Annotated in this window: 16 protein-coding genes and 1 tRNA gene; 6 read left to right on the forward strand and 11 right to left on the reverse strand. The window is 56.5% G+C overall.

Annotated elements, in window-relative coordinates:
• Positions 1–332, reverse strand: a 332-nt coding sequence (locus tag GSQ82_RS10530; RefSeq protein ID WP_216847068.1) for a hypothetical protein, incomplete at its 3' end; no start/stop codon positions are given.
• Positions 333–612: 280 nt separating this feature from the next.
• On the opposite strand from GSQ82_RS10530, the gene GSQ82_RS10535 reads away from it, so the two are divergent.
• Positions 613–1,590 (forward strand): NAD(P)-dependent oxidoreductase, encoded by a 978-nt coding sequence (locus tag GSQ82_RS10535; RefSeq protein ID WP_158792262.1) that lies wholly within the window; start codon positions 613–615, stop codon positions 1,588–1,590.
• Between the two features lie 44 nt (positions 1,591–1,634).
• Positions 1,635–2,258 (forward strand): TetR/AcrR family transcriptional regulator, encoded by a 624-nt coding sequence (locus tag GSQ82_RS10540; RefSeq protein WP_158792263.1) that lies wholly within the window; start codon positions 1,635–1,637, stop codon positions 2,256–2,258.
• A gap of 21 nt (positions 2,259–2,279) precedes the next feature.
• On the opposite strand, the gene GSQ82_RS10545 is transcribed toward GSQ82_RS10540, so the two are convergent.
• The 5 genes from GSQ82_RS10545 to GSQ82_RS10565 are packed head-to-tail and all read right to left on the reverse strand — an operon-like array spanning position 2,280 to position 10,269.
• Positions 2,280–2,921 (reverse strand): LysE family translocator, encoded by a 642-nt coding sequence (locus GSQ82_RS10545; RefSeq protein ID WP_158792264.1) that lies wholly within the window; start codon positions 2,919–2,921, stop codon positions 2,280–2,282.
• Positions 2,922–2,946: 25 nt separating this feature from the next.
• Positions 2,947–3,963 carry an amidohydrolase family protein gene (locus GSQ82_RS10550; protein ID WP_256370077.1) on the reverse strand — a complete coding sequence of 339 codons (1,017 nt, stop codon included), beginning with the start codon at positions 3,961–3,963 and terminating at the stop codon, positions 2,947–2,949.
• A complete protein-coding gene (locus tag GSQ82_RS10555) occupies positions 3,960–7,649 on the reverse strand; it encodes an efflux RND transporter permease subunit (RefSeq protein WP_158792266.1) in 3,690 nt (1,229 codons plus the stop codon). The genes GSQ82_RS10550 and GSQ82_RS10555 overlap by 4 nt, the downstream gene beginning before the upstream one ends.
• A 5-nt stretch (positions 7,650–7,654) precedes the next feature.
• Positions 7,655–8,821, reverse strand: coding sequence for an efflux RND transporter periplasmic adaptor subunit (locus GSQ82_RS10560; RefSeq protein ID WP_158792267.1), 1,167 nt, complete (start codon positions 8,819–8,821; stop codon positions 7,655–7,657).
• A 2-nt stretch (positions 8,822–8,823) separates the two neighbouring features.
• Complete coding sequence (locus tag GSQ82_RS10565; protein WP_158792268.1) at positions 8,824–10,269, reverse strand: TolC family protein; 1,446 nt, start codon at positions 10,267–10,269, stop codon at positions 8,824–8,826.
• A 75-nt stretch (positions 10,270–10,344) separates the two neighbouring features.
• Between GSQ82_RS10565 and GSQ82_RS10570 the strand changes: the two genes are divergently transcribed.
• The gene (locus tag GSQ82_RS10570) at positions 10,345–11,346 is read left to right on the forward strand and encodes a D-2-hydroxyacid dehydrogenase (protein WP_158792269.1); all 1,002 of its coding nucleotides are present in this window, start codon (positions 10,345–10,347) and stop codon (positions 11,344–11,346) included.
• A 404-nt stretch (positions 11,347–11,750) separates the two neighbouring features.
• Here the strand turns inward: GSQ82_RS10570 and GSQ82_RS10575 are convergent, their stop codons facing one another.
• Positions 11,751–12,686: a LysR family transcriptional regulator gene (locus GSQ82_RS10575; protein WP_158792270.1), complete on the reverse strand. Its 936-nt coding sequence runs from the start codon at positions 12,684–12,686 to the stop codon at positions 11,751–11,753.
• 378 nt (positions 12,687–13,064) lie between these two features.
• Between GSQ82_RS10575 and GSQ82_RS10580 the strand changes: the two genes are divergently transcribed.
• Positions 13,065–13,256 (forward strand): helix-turn-helix domain-containing protein, encoded by a 192-nt coding sequence (locus tag GSQ82_RS10580; protein ID WP_158792271.1) that lies wholly within the window; start codon positions 13,065–13,067, stop codon positions 13,254–13,256.
• Here GSQ82_RS10580 and GSQ82_RS10585 read toward each other — a convergent pair.
• The 3 genes from GSQ82_RS10585 to GSQ82_RS10595 all read right to left on the reverse strand — a co-directional run bounded on the left by GSQ82_RS10585 (position 13,249) and on the right by GSQ82_RS10595 (position 15,324).
• Positions 13,249–14,448 carry a site-specific integrase gene (locus tag GSQ82_RS10585; RefSeq protein ID WP_158792272.1) on the reverse strand — a complete coding sequence of 400 codons (1,200 nt, stop codon included), beginning with the start codon at positions 14,446–14,448 and terminating at the stop codon, positions 13,249–13,251. The two genes, GSQ82_RS10580 and GSQ82_RS10585, sit on opposite strands and share 8 nt — an antisense overlap.
• Positions 14,449–14,546: 98 nt before the next feature.
• Positions 14,547–14,622, reverse strand: a tRNA-Cys gene (locus tag GSQ82_RS10590).
• 45 nt (positions 14,623–14,667) lie between these two features.
• On the reverse strand, positions 14,668–15,324 hold the full coding sequence (locus GSQ82_RS10595; protein WP_158792273.1) for a peroxiredoxin: 657 nt from the start codon (positions 15,322–15,324) through the stop codon (positions 14,668–14,670).
• Positions 15,325–15,663: 339 nt separating this feature from the next.
• Here GSQ82_RS10595 and GSQ82_RS10600 point away from each other — a divergent pair, with 339 nt between their 5' ends.
• Complete coding sequence (locus GSQ82_RS10600; protein WP_158792274.1) at positions 15,664–16,638, forward strand: PhzF family phenazine biosynthesis protein; 975 nt, start codon at positions 15,664–15,666, stop codon at positions 16,636–16,638.
• Between the two features lie 657 nt (positions 16,639–17,295).
• Complete coding sequence (locus GSQ82_RS10605) at positions 17,296–17,745, forward strand: response regulator (RefSeq protein ID WP_158792275.1); 450 nt, start codon at positions 17,296–17,298, stop codon at positions 17,743–17,745.
• Between the two features lie 41 nt (positions 17,746–17,786).
• Here the strand turns inward: GSQ82_RS10605 and GSQ82_RS25085 are convergent.
• Positions 17,787–18,300 (reverse strand): helicase-related protein (locus tag GSQ82_RS25085; RefSeq protein ID WP_256370078.1); only part of this gene is annotated, 514 nt, incomplete at its 5' end.

Here is an 18,300-nt window from a genome sequence, read left to right on the forward strand (position 1 = left end):
ATGGGAGAGGGCTCTGCACGTAATCCAGTGACCATACCGATCCCTCGGCATATCTCCTTCACCACTTCCGAATAACGCTCAGTCTCGGCATCAATCTCTTCGATGCGGGCTGGAGCGAGAAGCTTGCCCTTATGAGGAGGACCGCCCGCCATCGCCAAGTGACAAAACGAACCCCATATCTCGTTCCATGCCACTTTTCCATCGGTCCCGTATTTCAAACCAGCTGATCCCATTAGCAGCGGCAACACGTCGTCGCAACTATCTTGATACGTCTCTGGAAGTATGGTTTTGAGCCTGCCTTCCAGATCGTTAAACTCCTGATGATCGTCCAACAAATCGTTATTCCCCCCAAGCCGAATCGGTCTCCGCGACGATGCGCGACAAGATCGAACCCGACCTCATTTTTTTTGCGGCGATAGCGACTCGCCTATTGACAATTTAGTCGGTATAAACGCAGAATGCAATCTTGGATGGCAACGCCGCTGGCGTGAGCTACAGATGCAGCGGCCTAGCAGACAATGTCGGGGATCGGGCGCGTCTCTTTGTCTTTGGCCTGGCTTACGATTTCATTTTTAGCTCTATCTCTTTTGGGGGAAAGGCAGGATATAGCCCGTGCGCATATTCATCACTGGAGGCAGTGGATTTGTAGGGAGTGCATTCGTTGAGGCCATCCACGCTCGACATTCACTCACCGCAATGTCCCGTTCGAACGGTTCCGATGCTCAGCTTAGTCGGCTGGGCGCGACTCCCATCCGGTGCACACTTGACACCATCCAAGCTGCGCACCTGGAGGGTGTAGATGTTGTGGTCCATGCGGCAGCCGATGTTCGGGAATGGGGTACGTGGCAAGAATTCTGGCGCGTCAACGTCGAGGGCACTCAAAGAATGCTGGCAGCTGCGAAAGAGGCCGGCGTAAGACGATTTGTGCATATCGGTACCGAGGCTGCGCTTCTCAAAGGGCAGGCTCTTGTAGGTGCCGACGAGACATATCCGCTGGCACTTAACTCTCCTTACCCATATTCCCGCACTAAAGCTCATGCTGAAGTCGCTGTTCGCTCGGCCAATGATCCAGCGAACCACTTCGAAACCATTGTGGTGCGTCCACGCTTCGTCTGGGGGCCAGGCGATCAAAGACTCATCCCCGCTTTGAAGCGGATGGCCGATGCACGACAATTCGTTTGGATCGATGGTGGCCGACACAAGACATCCACCACGTATGTGGGGAACCTCGTCTACGCGATTGAGACTGCACTGACACGCGGTCGCGGTGGCGAAGCGTATTTTGTGCTCGACGATGGCGGTCCGGTCACGCTCCGCGAATTTCTCCCCCAGTTGACGGCAACCGCCGGCTTTGAACTCAAGGGCCGCGAAATTCCCGGTTGGCTCGCTCGCAGCATCGCGTTCACAACGGAGAAGGCATGGCGTGTTCTCCATCTATCTGGGCAACCTCCGGTGCCTCGCTTCAACGTCAACGTTGTTTCACGCGACTGCATCCTCAGCGATGCCAAAGCGCGGCAAGAAATGGGTTACTCGCCGCCATTCAGCAGGGAAGCGGGACTGGAAGCACTGAGAGCGGCGGCGAGGACATGAACATGGCTGTCTACAAACGCCGCAATCTGGTTATATAGATCAAGATGACGAGAAAACCCGCTAACCCAACCCGAACGCGCCGACCGCGCGAAGCGGCACGCGAACACATCCTGGCGGCCGCAGAGAAGCTGCTGGTCGAGAAGGGGCCTCAGTCGCTCAAGCTTGCCGAGGTTGCCGCTGAGGCAGGAGTCGTGAACGCGACGGTCCTCCATCACTTCAATTCGATCGACGGCGTTCAGACGGCATTGATGGAGCGCATGACTGGCCAACTCGTCGACGCGATCCTTGCTTCAGAAGCCCCGCAAGACCGCCTCGAACGGTCGAAGATCGGCATCCCGTTGCTTTTCGATGTCTTCGAGAACAAGGGGGCCGCTCGCTTGGCCGCGTGGTTAGAGCTGACAGGCGAATTTCGGCGGCTGGAAGGAGCCAAATTGGCAATGTCGAAGTTGATCAAAAAGAGGATCGCCACACAGGGCGTCTCCAAAGAAACGGCAGAGGACCTCGTTCTCGTCGGTGTGATGCTGGCGATTTCCGTTGGCCTGGTCGGCCCCTCGCTATGTGAACTGCTGGGTAGGCCACCCGAGACAGCCCGAAGGCTTGCTATCGCCGCCATGCAAGCTCAAGTGGCGATCATGCAAGAGAAAATGCGCAAACCCCGCCAATCTTGAATTAGCTCAATTTCCAAGAATCTATCGCGTTGCCCCGACCGCCCCCCAAACGAGGCGGAGCCCGAATAGCGACATGAAGACACCGGCGGTGCGATCAATAGCGGTCTTGGCACGGGTGTAAGCGCGTTGGGCGGGCGCAGTAGAGAGCAACAAGCTCAGACCGCCATCCCAGAGAGTCTCGTTGAGGAAGACAATCGTAATGGCCGCGAAACGAACCCACAGAGGCCCACCTGGCTTAAGAACTGCGCTGAAGATGCTGGCGAAGAAAACCATCACCTTGGGATTGGCAAAGTTCGTGGTGAAACCCCGGCGGAACGCCTGGAGCAGTGTGAGGTGTGCAGGAACTACGTCATTCGCGGGAGCGGCTAGTGGCTTTCGCGCGTGGCGAAACGACTGAATACCGATGTACACGAGATACAGCCCGCCGCCAAACTCGAGGACACGGTAGAGCCATGCGACCCGAGCCAAGAGAGCCTCCATGCCGAAAACTGCCGCGGTTGCCCAAACGAGGACGGCGGTGCCAAGACCGAGGACGTGAACAACAGCGATACGACGAGGATTGCTTGTTGATGTCTGAATGACTGATACAAATGCTGGCCCTGGACTGGCTACGGCCAGAAGGTGGACTCCAGCGAGTGTGATCAGCGACCAGAAAATAGACATGATTAATGCTAACAGTTATGTCCAGCTAAGATAACGCTGTCCATTGGAGCTGTTTCGAGATTTTTGGAAAGAGCAGGCCGGCGTTCCCATGCTGTATACCTCGCATCTGGGACACCGAGAAGTTGCTCAGGTGCAGCGCGGCAATTGCTGGCCCGGCCATCTTTACATTCATGAACGGAAAATCGAAACCCATCAAAAACTGTTTTGAAGACGCAATCGCCTGAATTGCTGCCGTTTGCACGGGGGCAGTTGTAGCCGTCAGATCATAATAGAGGGTCGAGAATTGCCCCCCGCTCTCCTTGCCAAGACCCGTTACAAGACGAGGGTAGAGGTACGGTATTGTTCCGCCTCCGTGCGAGATAATGAAACGGATGTCAGGGTATCGGTTGAGGGTGCCGGTCTTGATCAGACTCGATGCCATCCTCGTACTGTCGAACGGGTACTCCATGATTGGCGCCGGCAGGCCAACCCCGAGGGAGTTGAAGTTTGGAGGCGGCGTTGGGTGAACGAAAACAACGGCCTTCCGCCGATTCAGCTCTTCGAAGATGGGATCAAGACGTTCGTCGCCCAGATAGATTCCACCGTAATTGCTGAGCAGTCCCACCCCCTCTAGGTCGAGGGTGTCAAGAGCATAGGCGATCTCGTTAAGCGAACCTTCAACGTCAGGCAACGGCACCACGGCGAAAGCTCCGAATCGTGGCGCGTTATCAGAGATCACCGCCGCTATATAGGTGTTGAGGGCCCGCGATAGATCCCTTGCCTCTTGCCCTTTCGCAAACGTGACGCCTGGAGAGGAAATCGAAAGAATTTGGGCTGCGATATTGCAATCGTCCATCATCGCAAGTGCTCGTTGTGCACTCCAGTCAGGTACAGGCCATCCATCTATATCGGATAGACCGGCATTTTTCATAGCGTCCAGGTAGAAAGAGGGAAGGTAATGAGCGTGGACGTCAATGAACTCTCCTGTGAGTCCGACTCCCTCTCTTCGCTGCCAACGAAACCGATTTGCAAGAACATAACGGACCAGGCTGAGCACACTCATGCGATAACCTCCGAAGGTTGACTCGGCCTGAGGTCCTCCGATTGCTTCTGCTCCCAACGAACAATTTTCAAATCCAGCACTGCGATGCTGTAGAGAACCGGGACGAGCAAGAGCGTGATGAAAGTTGCGACCGTGAGGCCGCCAATCTGGGCGTAACAAAGCGGCTTCCAGAGAGGACCCCCATGCATTGCCAATGGAAAGAGCGCGAAGATTGTAGCGGCTACCGTAATGAGCACAGGACGCAACCGCTCGATGCCCGCGTCGAGAAGCGCCTGTTCCAGCGGTTCGCCGGCGTCGTGCATCTCCTCAATAAAATCAAACAGGACGATGATGTGGCTGACAATCACGCCAATGAGACTAGCGATGCCGAGAAAGGCCATGAAGCCAAATGCAGTGTGGGTCACAACCAGACCCAGTAATGCGCCCACGACTCCAAAGGGGACAGCGGCGAACACAATGAGTGGCTTCACGGCATTCTTGAATTGCAGCAGGAGCGCCGCGTAGATTCCTGCCATGGAGATTGCCAGAACAACCGCGAGATTAAGGAACCCATCCTCTTGTTTGGCCTTCTCGCCTCCGATGATCATGCGATAGCCAGGCGGAAGATTGCGCTGCACGCGATCGAGATCCTTCTGGGAGGTGGTAAGAATCTCGGACGGAAGAGTGCCACGATTCGGAAAAGCATGTACACCTATCGTTCTGAAATGCTCCTGTCGCCGAATCCGCTGAACTTCCATTTCGGTTTTGACTTCTGAGACCGCGCCCAGAGGGAGTTTTTGGCTGCCCGTAGGAGACGAAATGTAGATGTTTTTTAAGTCGGAAACGCCTGCGCGCTCATCCGGTTGCAGCCGAGCGACAACAGGGATCAGCTTATTGCCTTGTCGTAGCGTAGCCACAGGTACGCCGTTGGTTGCGCCGAGCGCGGCGTTCGCGACATCAGCATTCGTAACCCCAGCGAAGTTTGCTTTGTCCGGATCGATCCGCAGCTTCAGTTCGGGAGCGTCGTTGAGCCAATCTACCTGGGTCACAGCCACACCCTCCGTTCGCTTCAGAATTTCATCGACTTGATCTGCGATCCGGCGCAGATTTCGATTATCCGCAGCTTCGTCGGCGGGGCTCACGTCAGCCGTACTGGAGATTCGAACCTCAACCGGAAACTCGACTGGGTTGAGTTGAAGTTGATGGACCATAATCTGCGCTCCCGGTAAGCCCCGGTCGAGCGCAAGTTGGAGTGGACCCATGAGGGCCGGAGTGGAGCCTTTATCATTTACGCGCAAAATCAGTTGTGCGTAGTTAGCTTGCTGTGGCTGCGGTGTCACAGAAAACCAGAAACGCGGTCCGCCACCGCCCACAAAAGAAGTGAGGGACTGGAGCAGATGAGAGCCTTCCTCACCTTCCTCCGGATTAGCCCGATGCTTCTCATGGCTTCCCTCATACGATGAAAGAACGCGATTAACAATTTCTTCTGCTCGATTGGCTGTCTCGCGGGTTTGGGCGATTGCCGTTCCGTCAGGGAGCCATAGGTCTATGTAGGACCAATACTGCACGTCATCAGGGAAAAACTGGGTCTTTAAGGTCGATGCGAGTGCAACCCCCAGCACAAGAAATACAACGCTGCCAGCAAGGAACGTCCAGCGATGTTCAATCGCCCGCCCAACCTGCTTCTGATACCAACCGTAAAAGCCATGACTTCGCTTTTCCTTGAGCGTCTCCTCCCGTTGCTTCGAGGGTTTCAGAACATAGCGTGCGATTAGAGGAATGAATGTCATGGAGACAAGCCGCGACGACACTAAAGCCGCGGTCATCACAACAGGCAGCGAAAACAGGAACTGTCCCGTATTCCCAGTTATCAGCAAAAACGGCAGATACGCGATGATGTTCGTTACTGTTGCATATACGATTGCCGTCGCCAATTTCGTTGGTCCGATCCAGGCTGCGTCCATCGGACTTACTCCAGAAGCGATCTCCCTCTTAATGGCGTCATTTGCAACGACAGGATCATCGACGAGCAGACCGAGCGCGATAATCAGGGTAGCGATGGAGATTTGTTGTAGATCGATCCCCAATACGTGGATGATGCCGAAAGTCATCGCGAGCGTGATTGGAATCGAAAGGGCCATGATCGCAGCAGAGCGCCAATCCCAAAATCCGATAAGCGCAATAATGACGACGAGAGCAATAGCTTCATAAAGAGCCTCCATAAACAGGTCGATATTCTGCTTCACCTGCAGTGGCTGGTCGGAGGTGCGCGCAAGGATGACGTCAGGTGGGAGCCATGCCTTGGCATCCTTTAGTTTTCCGTCGACGGCTTTGCCGAAAGCCTGTATTTGCTCCCCGGAGCGCATGTACACGCTGATGGTTGTCGCGCGATAATGATGTAATTTTCCGCTCTCGTCGATGGTGGTGTAGTAGTTCAGCAATGGTGGCGGGCTCTGGTATCCCTCGCTGATATGAACGAGGTCGCGGAGATAGACAGGAGCGTTTGTTCCCGTCTGGCTTACGATCGTATTGCCAATCGACTGTGCATCTTGATATTGGCCGCTGGCGGTAACCACCAGATTGGAAGTGCCGGACTCGACATTACCGCCAGGAGCGGTGATGTTGCGCGTTGCAAGCAGATTTGACAGGTCAGCCGGCCTCAGGCCGTACGCGGCCAGCCTCGCCTGCGAATATTCCAGGTCGATCTCTTGCGGAAGAACTCCGGTGCGATCGACCCGTGCGGTTTGCGGCACGCCAAGCATTGATCGCGAGAGAAGATCTGTAAAGTCGTTGAGCTGCGCATAAGTGTACTTGGGGCCTGCGACGGCGTTGAGCTTCGCGTAAACCTGCGAGGGATCTCGAACGAGGATGGGAGGCCACACATCGGGATCTATGGACGATGCGGGAAGTTGATTCGCCACAAATTCATTCAGTAGGCTTATCAACTTCTCATCTGACCAGGTTGTCGCTCCGTCGACCCCCATGAACCCATTCCCACTCATGATCTGCGACTCGCTTAACGCGCCGTTTTGCTCGGCAGTCCGCCGAAACCGCTCCGTCGCATCGCGGAGTGTGTCTTCAGAGAGTGACATTGGATAGGCGAAGAGAAGCGAGGCATGTCCAGTTGGGTGACGTGCCCGCTCTCGTGCTTCGACAATCGCCTGCTCCATGCCTTTGGACCGAACGGCGACTTCCGTCGCGTCCGCTTGCGGACTGGCGACGGTGAGCATCAAGGCTGCGGTATCGCCGAAGTCGCTCTGAAACTGAATTGATCCTGCGCCGGCCGGAAGCTTTCCCGAAAGTTGCTGTAGCCGAAGGTTGATGTCGCTGAATTGCTCTCGCGTGTCGTTCAAACCCTCTTGCAACTGAACCCACACGACAGAACTTCCGGGGTAAGAGGCAGAACGAATGCCATAGTCTCCCGGCGTGCCTGGGTGGATCGTTTTATTCTGTGCGATCGCGTCTTCGATCGGCTTTGTGACAAGCTGTTCCACCTGCTGCGCAGTTGCACCGGGCCAACTGCAGCTTGCTACTGCGACGCGGACGCTGATCTCCGGGTCCTTCCGCTGCGGCATGTGAAAATAGCCGTAGATGCCCCAAATGAATAGGGCAAGAAGCGTGACCCATGATACCTGTGGATGCTCCACGAAGAAGCGTGAGGTGTTGTGAGTATGTCTGAGAAGATCCTGACTGGATTTATGTTCCATGGCGGTTACTCGATCACCCGGACTGCATCGTTGTCATGTAGAGTTTGCGCGCCGACAGTCACCACGCGGGAACCAACGTTAATACCCTTCAGTATTTGAACCTGACTGCCGACCGTGTCGCCGATTGAGACCAGCCGCAGATGGACCCGCGGAACATGTGTATCTTCATCCACGACAAAGACAGCGAAACCCTGTTCCGGCTTCGACTGAACCAGCGCAGCGAGGGGCACCGTGATATGTGGTTCAACCTGCGCCACTGGTTGAAGCTCAACGGCACCGATCATCCCAGGCTTCAGCTCTTTAGAGGGATTTGGGGCCGTCAACTCAACTGTGAAGACGCGGCTCTGCGGGTCGGCAGAGGGTGAAATGGCCGTTATCTTGGCCGGGACCTCTCTCTGTCCACCCATTAGAAAAATGCTCAGTTTCCGTCCTGGCTTAACCTGACTCAAGGCCGTGTCAGGAACAGTGAAGTTGGCTTTGACCTGCGAGATGTCGGCCACAGTGAAAGCGGTCGTACTGTTAGCGACGAGGTCGCCGAGTTCCACGCGGCGCGAGACCACTAGGCCAGAGAATGGCGCAGTAAGTGAGGCATCTCGTAAGGCCAACTGAGCCTGAGCAAGCTGTGCCTTCGCATTTGCGATTCCTGCATCGGCTTGCTGCAACTGCGCCGCCGCTGAATCGCGCTGCTGTAAAGCACGGTCGTGGTCCTGTTTCGTCAGGCTTTGGTCGCGATAGAGATTATCCGCGCGACCGAAGTTTTTCTCTGCCAACTCAAGCGCCGCCCGGGCATCCTCGTGCTGCGCTGTCGCAGTTCCAAGCTGTGCCTCGGACTGGTCGATCTTTTGCTGATAATCGAGTGCCCTCACACGGGCGAGCGCTTCGTTCGCTTGAATTGGATCACCCATAGTCACCGGACGGAGAGTCCCGCCGTTATCCCGTACCATGCGAATCTGATCGATGATTCCCGCCGATTTAAAGGACAAATCGGCTTGCCTGTTCGGCAGTAGGGAAACGGAGTAACGAATCCCTTCGTCGGTGTGGCCCAGTTCAACCGTAGCCAGGCGAACTGTCGGAAGACTCTCTTCAGGGTTCGCAGTCTGCTTCTTGCAGCCTTCGAAACTCCAGACTGCGAAAGCCGCGATACCGAAAAGCAACACTTTTCCTTTTTTCATCGTTACTCTTCCCCTATGGCGCGCTGAAAATCAGCGCGCGCGCTCCAGTATCTGGAGAGCGTTTCGATATAACTCGCCTGGCGTTGTTGAAAGTCCGAGTTCTGTCTCAGGAGATCCTGCAACAGAGTTGTCTGCTCGCGATATTGATTGGTCAGGTTGCGGAGTCGCTCTGCGCTTGCTTCCTGGGCCAACCCTGCAGCCTCAACCGAAAGCCGTGCCTCTTGCAGTGCTCGAAAGCGCTGATCAACATCCAAGAGCACCTGCTGACGAGCATCCTCCGCGCTAAGCTGCTGCTGCTTCGTCACATCCTTCAAGCCTGCGATCTGCGCTCGCCTTTGACCCCAATCCCAAGGATTTCTCCATTGCAGCGAGAATCCGACCGTGGCGACGTTGGGAGGGAGGAACTGCACGTTTTGAAATCCGAGATAAGTAGCCTGCGCTGAGATGTCCGGAATGTAATCGGCGCGTTCGGTCCGCACGTCGAGTTCCGCTTTCTTTATCTGCAGATGTGCTTGGCGGATTTCGGGGCGCTGTTGCAAAGCCAGACTGCGAGCCGCCTTCAGGTCGTCTTCGGAAGGAGTGGGAAGCCCCATCTCTTCGACTGTGAAGTCCGCATCAATCGAGCGGCCTAGCAACTCATTGAGCTGCTCCCGTTGTGTGCTCAGGTCGTTCTGGTCGTGAAGCGAGGTGATTCGTTGCTGAGCCAGTGCAGCTGCCACCTGCAATTGGTCGGCCTTGAGCGCCGTACCTTGTTGAACATCGTTCTGCGTGATACGAAGCGTTTCTTCGAGGGAAAGAATCTGCTTGGCATCGGATGCAACAGCCGCCTGCGTTTGTACGATTTGATGATAGGTTTCCCGAACCTGAGCAACCGTCTTTTCCCGCTGCTGCCTCTCACCTTGTACTGCAAGCTGCTGTTGCACACGCGCTGTCTCCACTCCAAGATGAATCTTGTAAAACTGCGAGAGCGGCTGAGTCAGGGTTCCGTATGCCACCATCTGGAATCCACCGCCGGATGCAATATCGACGTTGTTGCCGGGAATGGGGCCGGTACTGGGATACGTGCCCAGAGCGCCTTGCGGAATGGTCAAGTGAAGCGCCTTTAGTGGGTCTCCGGACGTGACTTGAATGTTTGTCTGAGGGAAGTAGTTGGTTCGAGCTTGTTCGATCCCATGGATTGCGCGAGAGATGTCGAGCGAGGACTTTTGGACGTCGCGATTTCCCGAGCGTGCCATCTCGACAGCTTCATTTTCAGTCAGGAGCGGCGGGTCCAAGCTCTGACAATATGCCCCTGAGCTGCAACAAATGAGCAAAGCCAACAAAGGTACACATCGCACTCTTAAGCATCTCCGTCTTACGAATTGAGACCATGAGGTATTCATGTTTTTAGCTGTCACTACGAAGGCGAGCATCCGTAAACCGCGACAAGAATCAATGCCGCCAATCACTGTCAGTCTACAGCGATATTGACATTTTTGTCAGTAACCTGATATTCAAGAGATCGGCAATTGGGAGGTACTTCCTTGCGTCTCTTAATTCATGAAAATGTGAACGAACGAAACCGGGCTGCGTTCGATGCCCTTAAGGGGCAGCTCGAACTCGTGCTCATGGGCGATGACGGCCGGTTGCGATCGAATGGTACGGAAGTTTCTATTGGCGAGGCTCAGCCTGAGGTTGTATTCGCCAGCGCCGACGTATTCTTCACTCCCGTTGCTCAGCCATTCATGTTCGCGTCTCTTAAATCAAGGACGCTGAAGTGGGTACAGAGCGGCTCGGCTGGTCTCGACAACCCAGTCTTTAAGCAGATCGTGCAGTCAGGAGCACGATTAACTGCCAGCCATGGCCAAGCGGTTGGTATGGGAGATTATGTTCTGTGGGCCGTGTTGGACGTCCTGCAGGATGGCCCAGGAAGGCGGTCATCGCAAGCAGTCCGCACGTGGCAACGTCGGCAATCCCGAGAGATTGCTGGCACGCGTTGGCTGGTGCTTGGCTTCGGTGCTGTCGGTCAAGGTGTGGGACGGCGTGCGCGAGCATTCGGTGCGCATGTCACCGGTGTACGTCGCAATCTGACGAGCGATGTAAATGCCGACGCAATTGTTGCGCTGAGCGATATATGGCGGCTGTTGCCCGACACCGATGTGGTGGTGCTCGCGATTCCCGCGACTCCTCAGACGCTCCGCTTGGCGGATGAGACTTTCTTTAGCACGATGAAGCGGGGTTCAGTCTTCGTCAACGTTGGGCGCGGGGCTTTAGTCGACGAATCTTCAATGCTCGCTGCGCTCGACAGAGGCATTCCCGAACACGCTGTGCTCGACGTCTTCGACACAGAGCCGCTTCCTGCCGACAATGTCTTGTGGACGCATCCGCGCGTGACCGTCACGGCTCATTGCTCAGGTCTGAGCCGGGGCAACCCCGGACGGAACGATGCCGCATTTTTCGACAATCTGAACCGCTACCTTGCGGGCGAGGCTTTGCATGATCAGGCCGATCCTAAGGAGTTCCTAGCAGAAAGAGCTAAAGGTTAGTGGGACTCGTCAACTGACCGACCAGACGGCGGGTCAATTATCCAAAAGACCCGGTACAAGCTACGGTACTAGTAGAGATAGCAAGGGATGCAGTTCGCAAGACGTGGACCGAACAGTAGATTCGCGCCGCGGAAACACGACAACACTGCACGAATCGATCTCCTACCGATTTACTGCCCCCCAATGAGCTCGCAGACATCGAATCCGAACAAACGTAGCCACTGGGAGAGCGTACACGTCTGCCCGAAATGCGATTATGTCCTGAATCTGGCAGAGATCGATCTCAATACTATTACCACTGGAATCGTTTCTTGCCCCAACTGTGATTGGTCGGGGCCCATCGAGATTCGAGTATTGGATAGCGACCTGCCACCAGAGTCAGACAATCGAAAGTAGGGAGTCGTCTAGGCGGGAATTGGCAGGTGCAACTGTCTGTACTTGCTCACATCCGAGATCTTCCGCATGAAGGTTCGTACCAGCTCGCTCGCAACTTTTGATTCGTTGTCCGCCCGCGATACCAGGTACGTCCTGAGACGAAGCTCTGGGTGCGCCAGCGGACGGATCGTCACGCCATTGCGTGCCATTAACAATGCACCGGCTTTGACGAGGAATGCAACCGCCGACCCTTCGGCGACAAAGGGGAACGCCTCTTCAGGGGCAGTGACATGCTGAAGTTTCGATGGACTTACGTTCGCTTGTTCAGCGGCGTGCAATATCGAGTCGTACAGCGGTGGATGTAATCGGCGCTCGAACAGTATCCATCGACGGCCCGCCATCATTTCCAAAGTTATGGAAGGATAGTCCGCCAACTCGTCTCTCTTCGCCATCGCGAGGTAAAACGGCGATTCTGCTACCTTGACCTTCGTCAACATCGGGGACTCCTGCGGTTCCGTCGCGATTGCGAGATCCAACGCACCGGCCAGAAGATCGTGGACCAGATCAAAAGAATACTGGCTGCTCAATTCGATCTTGAGTCGAGGGAACAAAGGCAGTTCGATGGAGCGCAGAGTCGTAATGAGAAATGGGTCTGTATACGGCGACCTCCCGACGTACAAAGGGACATCTGCCCCCTGCATTACGGAGCGGGCAGCCTGAACCGCACGCTCACTATAGAGAAGCGAAAGACGTGCCTGTTGGACATACGCGCGACCAGCATCATTCAGCACAACGTTCTTACGATTGCGGACGAAGAGCGGCCCTCCAATCAAGATTTCTAAATCTTGAATATTCTTAGTTAACATCGGCTGACTGATCCCCTGTTTCCGAGCTGCTCGGGAAAAGTGCAACTCTTCGGACAGGACTGTTGCGGATTCCATGTACTTGGTTTCATTGCGCGCCATACTCTGTCTCCCATCCTGCTCGGCGGTTGGTGGGGGATGGGACGCGTGAACAGTCTGAGATACGATGCCCACTTGACTCAAAACGAGGGTGTCCCATCGCAACTACTGCTTGATCGATTAGACGAACCGAGCGAGCAATCGGACTCTTCCTACGCTGCAATTCGGCGTCTTATCAATCCTGCGAATAATCAAGGCGTCAAAAGTTATTGGACATTTACGCGGTCCCTGAGCCATCGTGTGGCAATGGTCCTGATGGACTCTTTCGTGGATGACAGTTCCAGAACAGGAACTCCGCCACCCTCTAAGGCGTTCGCAATGACCGCTCATTCCACCCCAACGTCGCAGCAAGAGCGACGGCACCGAACCGATGAGGACTCTATGCAGACGCAACAGAACCCTGAGAGCACAGGCAAGGTATTGAAGCTAACGCAGGCAGCCGCAGTCTTGCAGTGCCATCCCAAGACGCTCCGGTTGATGGCGCAAGCGGGGAAGATCCCCGCCCGGCGCGTGGGCAAGCTGTGGCGTTTTTCGGCAGACCGGCTTCGCGAGTGGGTGGACCAAGCTAGTTAGCCGTTGCCTCGGTCGCTGTCGTCGCAGCCGGAGGCAGCAACATCTCTACGACCTTGCGATTGCCTTCGCGCTTCTCGGGCGCGAGCGCTCGCCCGTAGACGTTGAAGGTGGTCGAGATCGCAGAGTGCCGCATCAGGTCTTTGGTGACGCCCGGCGCTACGCCTGCCGAGTCGAGCCACGAACGATAGGAGTGCCGCAGGGAATGGAAGCCAAGCCCTACGATGCCAAGAGCCTCTCCTGCGGGCCGTATCCAGCGCTGCTGGAGGCTCGGCGACATATAGGGCATCCCGGTATACGGATTGGCAAAGAGCCACTCAAAAACGATGTCGTCGTCTTCGACGTCCTTCCTCTTCTCGCGTTTGTCATGCTCACACTTGAGTTTCCATGCCAGCAGCAGCTCGGCCAGCGTAGGATGCAGCGGTAGCCTGGCCTTCGACGGCGTGTTCTTGGTGTCGTCGATCGAACCGCGATAGGCGCTGCGCCGGATCGTGACGATCCCGGTCTCCCAATCAATATCTTCCCATTTCAAGCCCAGGGCTTCGCTCACGCGCAGACCAAGGCAGGCCGCGGTCATGGCGATCATGTTGACGTGTTCGGGGAGCCGCAACACAACCTCGCGGAACAGTTCCGGCGTCAGCACGATCGCCTCTTTCAAGACCTTGGTGACGTTCTTGATCTTGACGATGTCGGTGGGGTTGCGGCGTTCGAGCGGCAGGTACTCCCAGAGCGTCGCAAGATCAAAGAGCTTGTGCATGAGGCTGCGGACGTGGCCCTTAGTGACCGGCGCAAGCGCAAGGGACTGGAACCACTTATGAATCTCCGCAGGCCGGATCTCCGAGACCATGTGGGTGCCCCACTTCGGGCGGAGATGGGTGTTGATGATGGAGGTATAGCCGCCTTTGGTGGCGTGTCGCTCCGGCATCTCCTCGTTGATATAGCGTTCGAGCAGGGCGTTGAACGATACGTCCTTGGCGCGGGCGTACTCCGTGCCTTCGTTCAACTGGAGGAGCTGAGCCTCGACCTTCTGTCGGACCGAGGTGGCCGTTTTATAAGTTTCGCCGTCGAAGTATTGGCTCTTCGGCGTCCGCTTGCCGCCCTCTTCGATGTAGTAACGGAACTCCCAGGCGAACCCTTTTGCTCGCTTGACCTTGCGAATCGAACCCTGCTGATAGCGTTCCCGACGAGTCTGCATAGCCCCTCCAAAAGCACGTTCTGAGGGTCATTTTACCTTATCGTGGGTTATTATGGGTTGGCCTGGTTTCTGGTTTTGACTGTAAGTTATTGAAATTATGGAGCACCGAATGGGGATCGAACCCATGAATACTGGTTTTGCAGACCAGCGCGTTAGCCACTTCGCCACCGGTGCCTCCGCTGTGCCGCACGTTATAGCGGCACAGAACGTGACACAAGCTTACTCCGGTTGTGCAACCGTCCGCAGATAAGGCTTCACCGTCTTGTAACCGGGAAAGATCTTATCCGCGTCTTCGTTGGACACAGCGCCCGTGATAATGACATCGCCGCCCTGTTTCCAGTTCGCCGGAGTAGCCACCTTGTGCTTCGACGTCAGCTGCATCGAATCGAGCACGCGTATGATCTCGTCGAAGTTGCGTCCCGTGGTCATGGGATACGCCAGCGTCAGTTTGATCCGCTTGTCCGGCCCGATGACGAACACCGTGCGTACCGGAGCATTGTTCGCCGGCGTGCGGCCCTCTGAGGTCTCCCCCGCATCCCCGGGCAGCATGTCGTAGAGCTTTGCGATCTTCAACTCCGGATCGCCGATCATCGGATAGTTCACCTTGGACCCACCCACGTCTTCAATATCCAAAGCCCACTTCTCATGATTGCTCACAGGATCCACGCTGAGCCCGATGACCTTGGCCCCACGCCGCGCGAAGTCGCCTTCGAGATTCGCCACTGCGCCCAGCTCGGTCGTGCAGACCGGCGTAAAGTCCTTCGGGTGAGAGAAAAGTACAGCCCAATCATCGCCGATCCACTCGTGGAATTGAATGGTGCCGTGCGTGGTTTCAGCGGTGAAATCGGGTGCAATATCGTTGATGCGAAGTGACATGATCGATTCGCCTTCTTTGGGGTCTGCCCAATCATTCTTTAACAATCGCTTTACAAATATCCAAAGTGCGATACCAGCAATGCGAATCCTACCTAAAGCCCAACGTAAAAAACCCACCCGGCTTGTAAGCTCTGGGTGGGTTCTGTGCTTGCTCGAAGATGCTTACTTCGATTCGCTCATGCACACACCCACGCTGGGCTACAGCAACAGCAGCGCATGGAGGTCGTGTTGAGTGTCATCATCTTCATAGCGAATCTTTTGTACCGCCGCCAGCTAAGCTAGCATGAGGCAGGTTTACCTCACTGCGGTCTATCCAAACCATACTTCCGAGGAGCTTTCATGTCAAATGGCGATCCCTATGTTGCGCCTGCAACTTTAGCCTCAGTCTCAGCCCCAGCCACTCGCGCATACGACTACGCCCAGGTCGACGTCTTCGCCGAACGCCCGCTCGAAGGCAACGCCCTCGCCATCTTCACCGACGCCCGCGGCCTCTCCGACAACGAGATGCAGGCCCTCGCCCGCGAGACCAACCTCAGCGAGACCACCTTCATCCTCCCTCGCACTCCTGACCTCGAACAAGAGCGCGGCGTGCGCGTCCGCATCTTTCTCACCACCGAAGAGGTCCCCTTCGCGGGCCACCCAACCCTCGGCACCGCAAGCTGGCTCTACTGGAATCATCCCACTCTACGCGGCGCCGAACAGATCACCCTTGACCTCGGCGTCGGTCCCATCCCCATCCGCTTCACCGCGCCGCAACCAGGCGAACGCGGTGTCTTCGGCACCATGCAGCAGAACGATCCCGTCTTCGGCGAGATTCGCAACAGCAGGGAAGACCGCGTCGCACTCGCAGCAGCTCTCAACCTCTCCACCGACGATCTCGATCCCGATCTCCCCGCCCAGGTCGTCTCCACCGGAATGGCCTTCTGCATCGTTCCACTCAAATCGCTCGAGGTCGCCGCGCGCCTCAGCATCTCTGCTCAAGCCTCGCGCCCCTATCTCGATCGCATCGGAGCGAAATTCTTTCACTGCATTACTCGCGCTCATGAGAACGCAATAGCAGACTGGCACGCACGCATGCAGTTCGATGGCGGCGAAGATCCTGCCACCGGCTCCGCGTCCGGCTGCACCATCGCCTACCTCGTGCATCATGGTGTCGTCACCAGCGGTCAACTTACCATCATCGAGCAGGGAATCGAGATGCTTCGGCCGAGCCTCATTCACGTCAGCGCATCGATCGAAAATAATTCCGTCACAAAAGTGTTTGTCGGTGGCCGCACCATTCCTGTTGCAAGCGGACGCTTTTTCCTGCCGTGATGCACCCGATTTCAACAGACCCACCTTGTGAATCTCCAATGAATCCGCACCCTTTCAACATAGCGGTGGATGTGCAAGCCCTAAAATTGTTCATCTTCGCTTTTACTTCGCAGTTGCCAACCCGGCCAGCCGTTCGTACTGTTGGGAAGCGTTGACGACGGCTCTGCATGCAATGTGCCGCGCTGTTGCCGATGAAATTGCTTTCGCCTGTTTTCTGACAACTTGAGTTGAGAGAAGCTCGACTGCACGCAGTCGCGACTCCCCAGCGCACCATCGCTGTCTGCACACGCGATGAAGTCCTTGCCAGTTTTTCGGCATCGATCTTCACCGTATCCGCAGCAGATCGATTTCTTGCGCCCGCGGAACCGCGTGGCAACCTGCGACGCACACAGCCTCTCTCGCACCCCGCGGTTCGGCAGCCTCACGCTCGCCGGACAGGTGGCCCTGATCCCTCGTGGAGCAGACAGGAGAGCCTCGCTCTTCTGTCTGCCCTCCACAGGAAGCAGACGACCCACCACGCGCCGAAGAGCCAAACTCGGCCGAACCACGGGGCAATCTTCCACACCGGACCTTCGCGCCTGCAAACCAGCAGACGCAGAGACTCTGGCCCATCGGCCGCAAACCACCACAAGGTGGACTCGGCAGAAGTGAGATCGCATGCGCCCCAAGAAGACCATCCTCTGCGTAGATGACAACGAACAGATTCTCTCCGTCCGCACCTTCCTTCTCGAAACCCGTGGCTACCGCGTCCTCGCCGCACTCACCGCACAACGCGCACTGGAGCTCCTCGAACAATCCCTTCCAGGCTCCGTCGACCTCATCCTCTGCGATCTCCTCATGCCCCAGATGGACGGCAACGAACTCGTCCGCCGCGCCAAGCAGCTCCACCCCGGCCTGCCCGCAATGATCGTCTCCGGCACCGTCAACGCCATCGACCGCGCAAGCTGCGCCGACGTCTTCCTGCCCAAAGGCGCATGCTCTGCCGCCGAGATGATCGAGCGCATCCGCGTCCTCGTAGCCCGCAAGCGCGGCCCCAAAAAGGCCATAAGCGCAAGCTCACACCAGTCCCCGAGTCTCGCCGCCTTCGCCCATGCGACAGCAAGTTAGCACGCGCAAGAAGTAAGAAGAAGAACCGAGAGCGGCGGCGCCTAAGCCTCCACCAGCCCATACTTCCTCTGCCACTGCAGCTTCAACCGTGACCACACAGCGTCTTTTTCCGCAGAGGAGATCTTCGGATCGGGCTCCGACGCAAACCGCGCCGCCTCCACCTTTGCCAGCTCCAGCATCTCGCGATCGCGAATCAGATTCGCCACACGAAACTCCGGCAGCCCCGCCTGCCGCGTCCCAAAGAACTCACCCGGCCCGCGCTGCTGCAGGTCAAGCTCCGCCAGTTCAAATCCGTTCTGCGTCCGCACCATCGCATCCAGCCGGGCCTCGGCCTGTTCACTCACACGTCCACCCGTCATCAGAATGCAGAAACTCTTCGCCGCCCCACGCCCCACGCGCCCGCGCAGCTGATGCATCTGCGCCAGTCCAAACCGCTCCGCATGCTCCACCACCATCACTGAAGCATTCGGCACATCCACGCCCACCTCAATCACCGTCGTCGCAATCAACACATCGATCTCGCCCCGCTGAAACCGCCGCATCGTCACCTCTTTG

Origin of the sequence: Granulicella sp. L60, from assembly GCF_009765825.1 — a bacterium.
Classification (GTDB): Bacteria; Acidobacteriota; Terriglobia; order Terriglobales; family Acidobacteriaceae; genus Edaphobacter.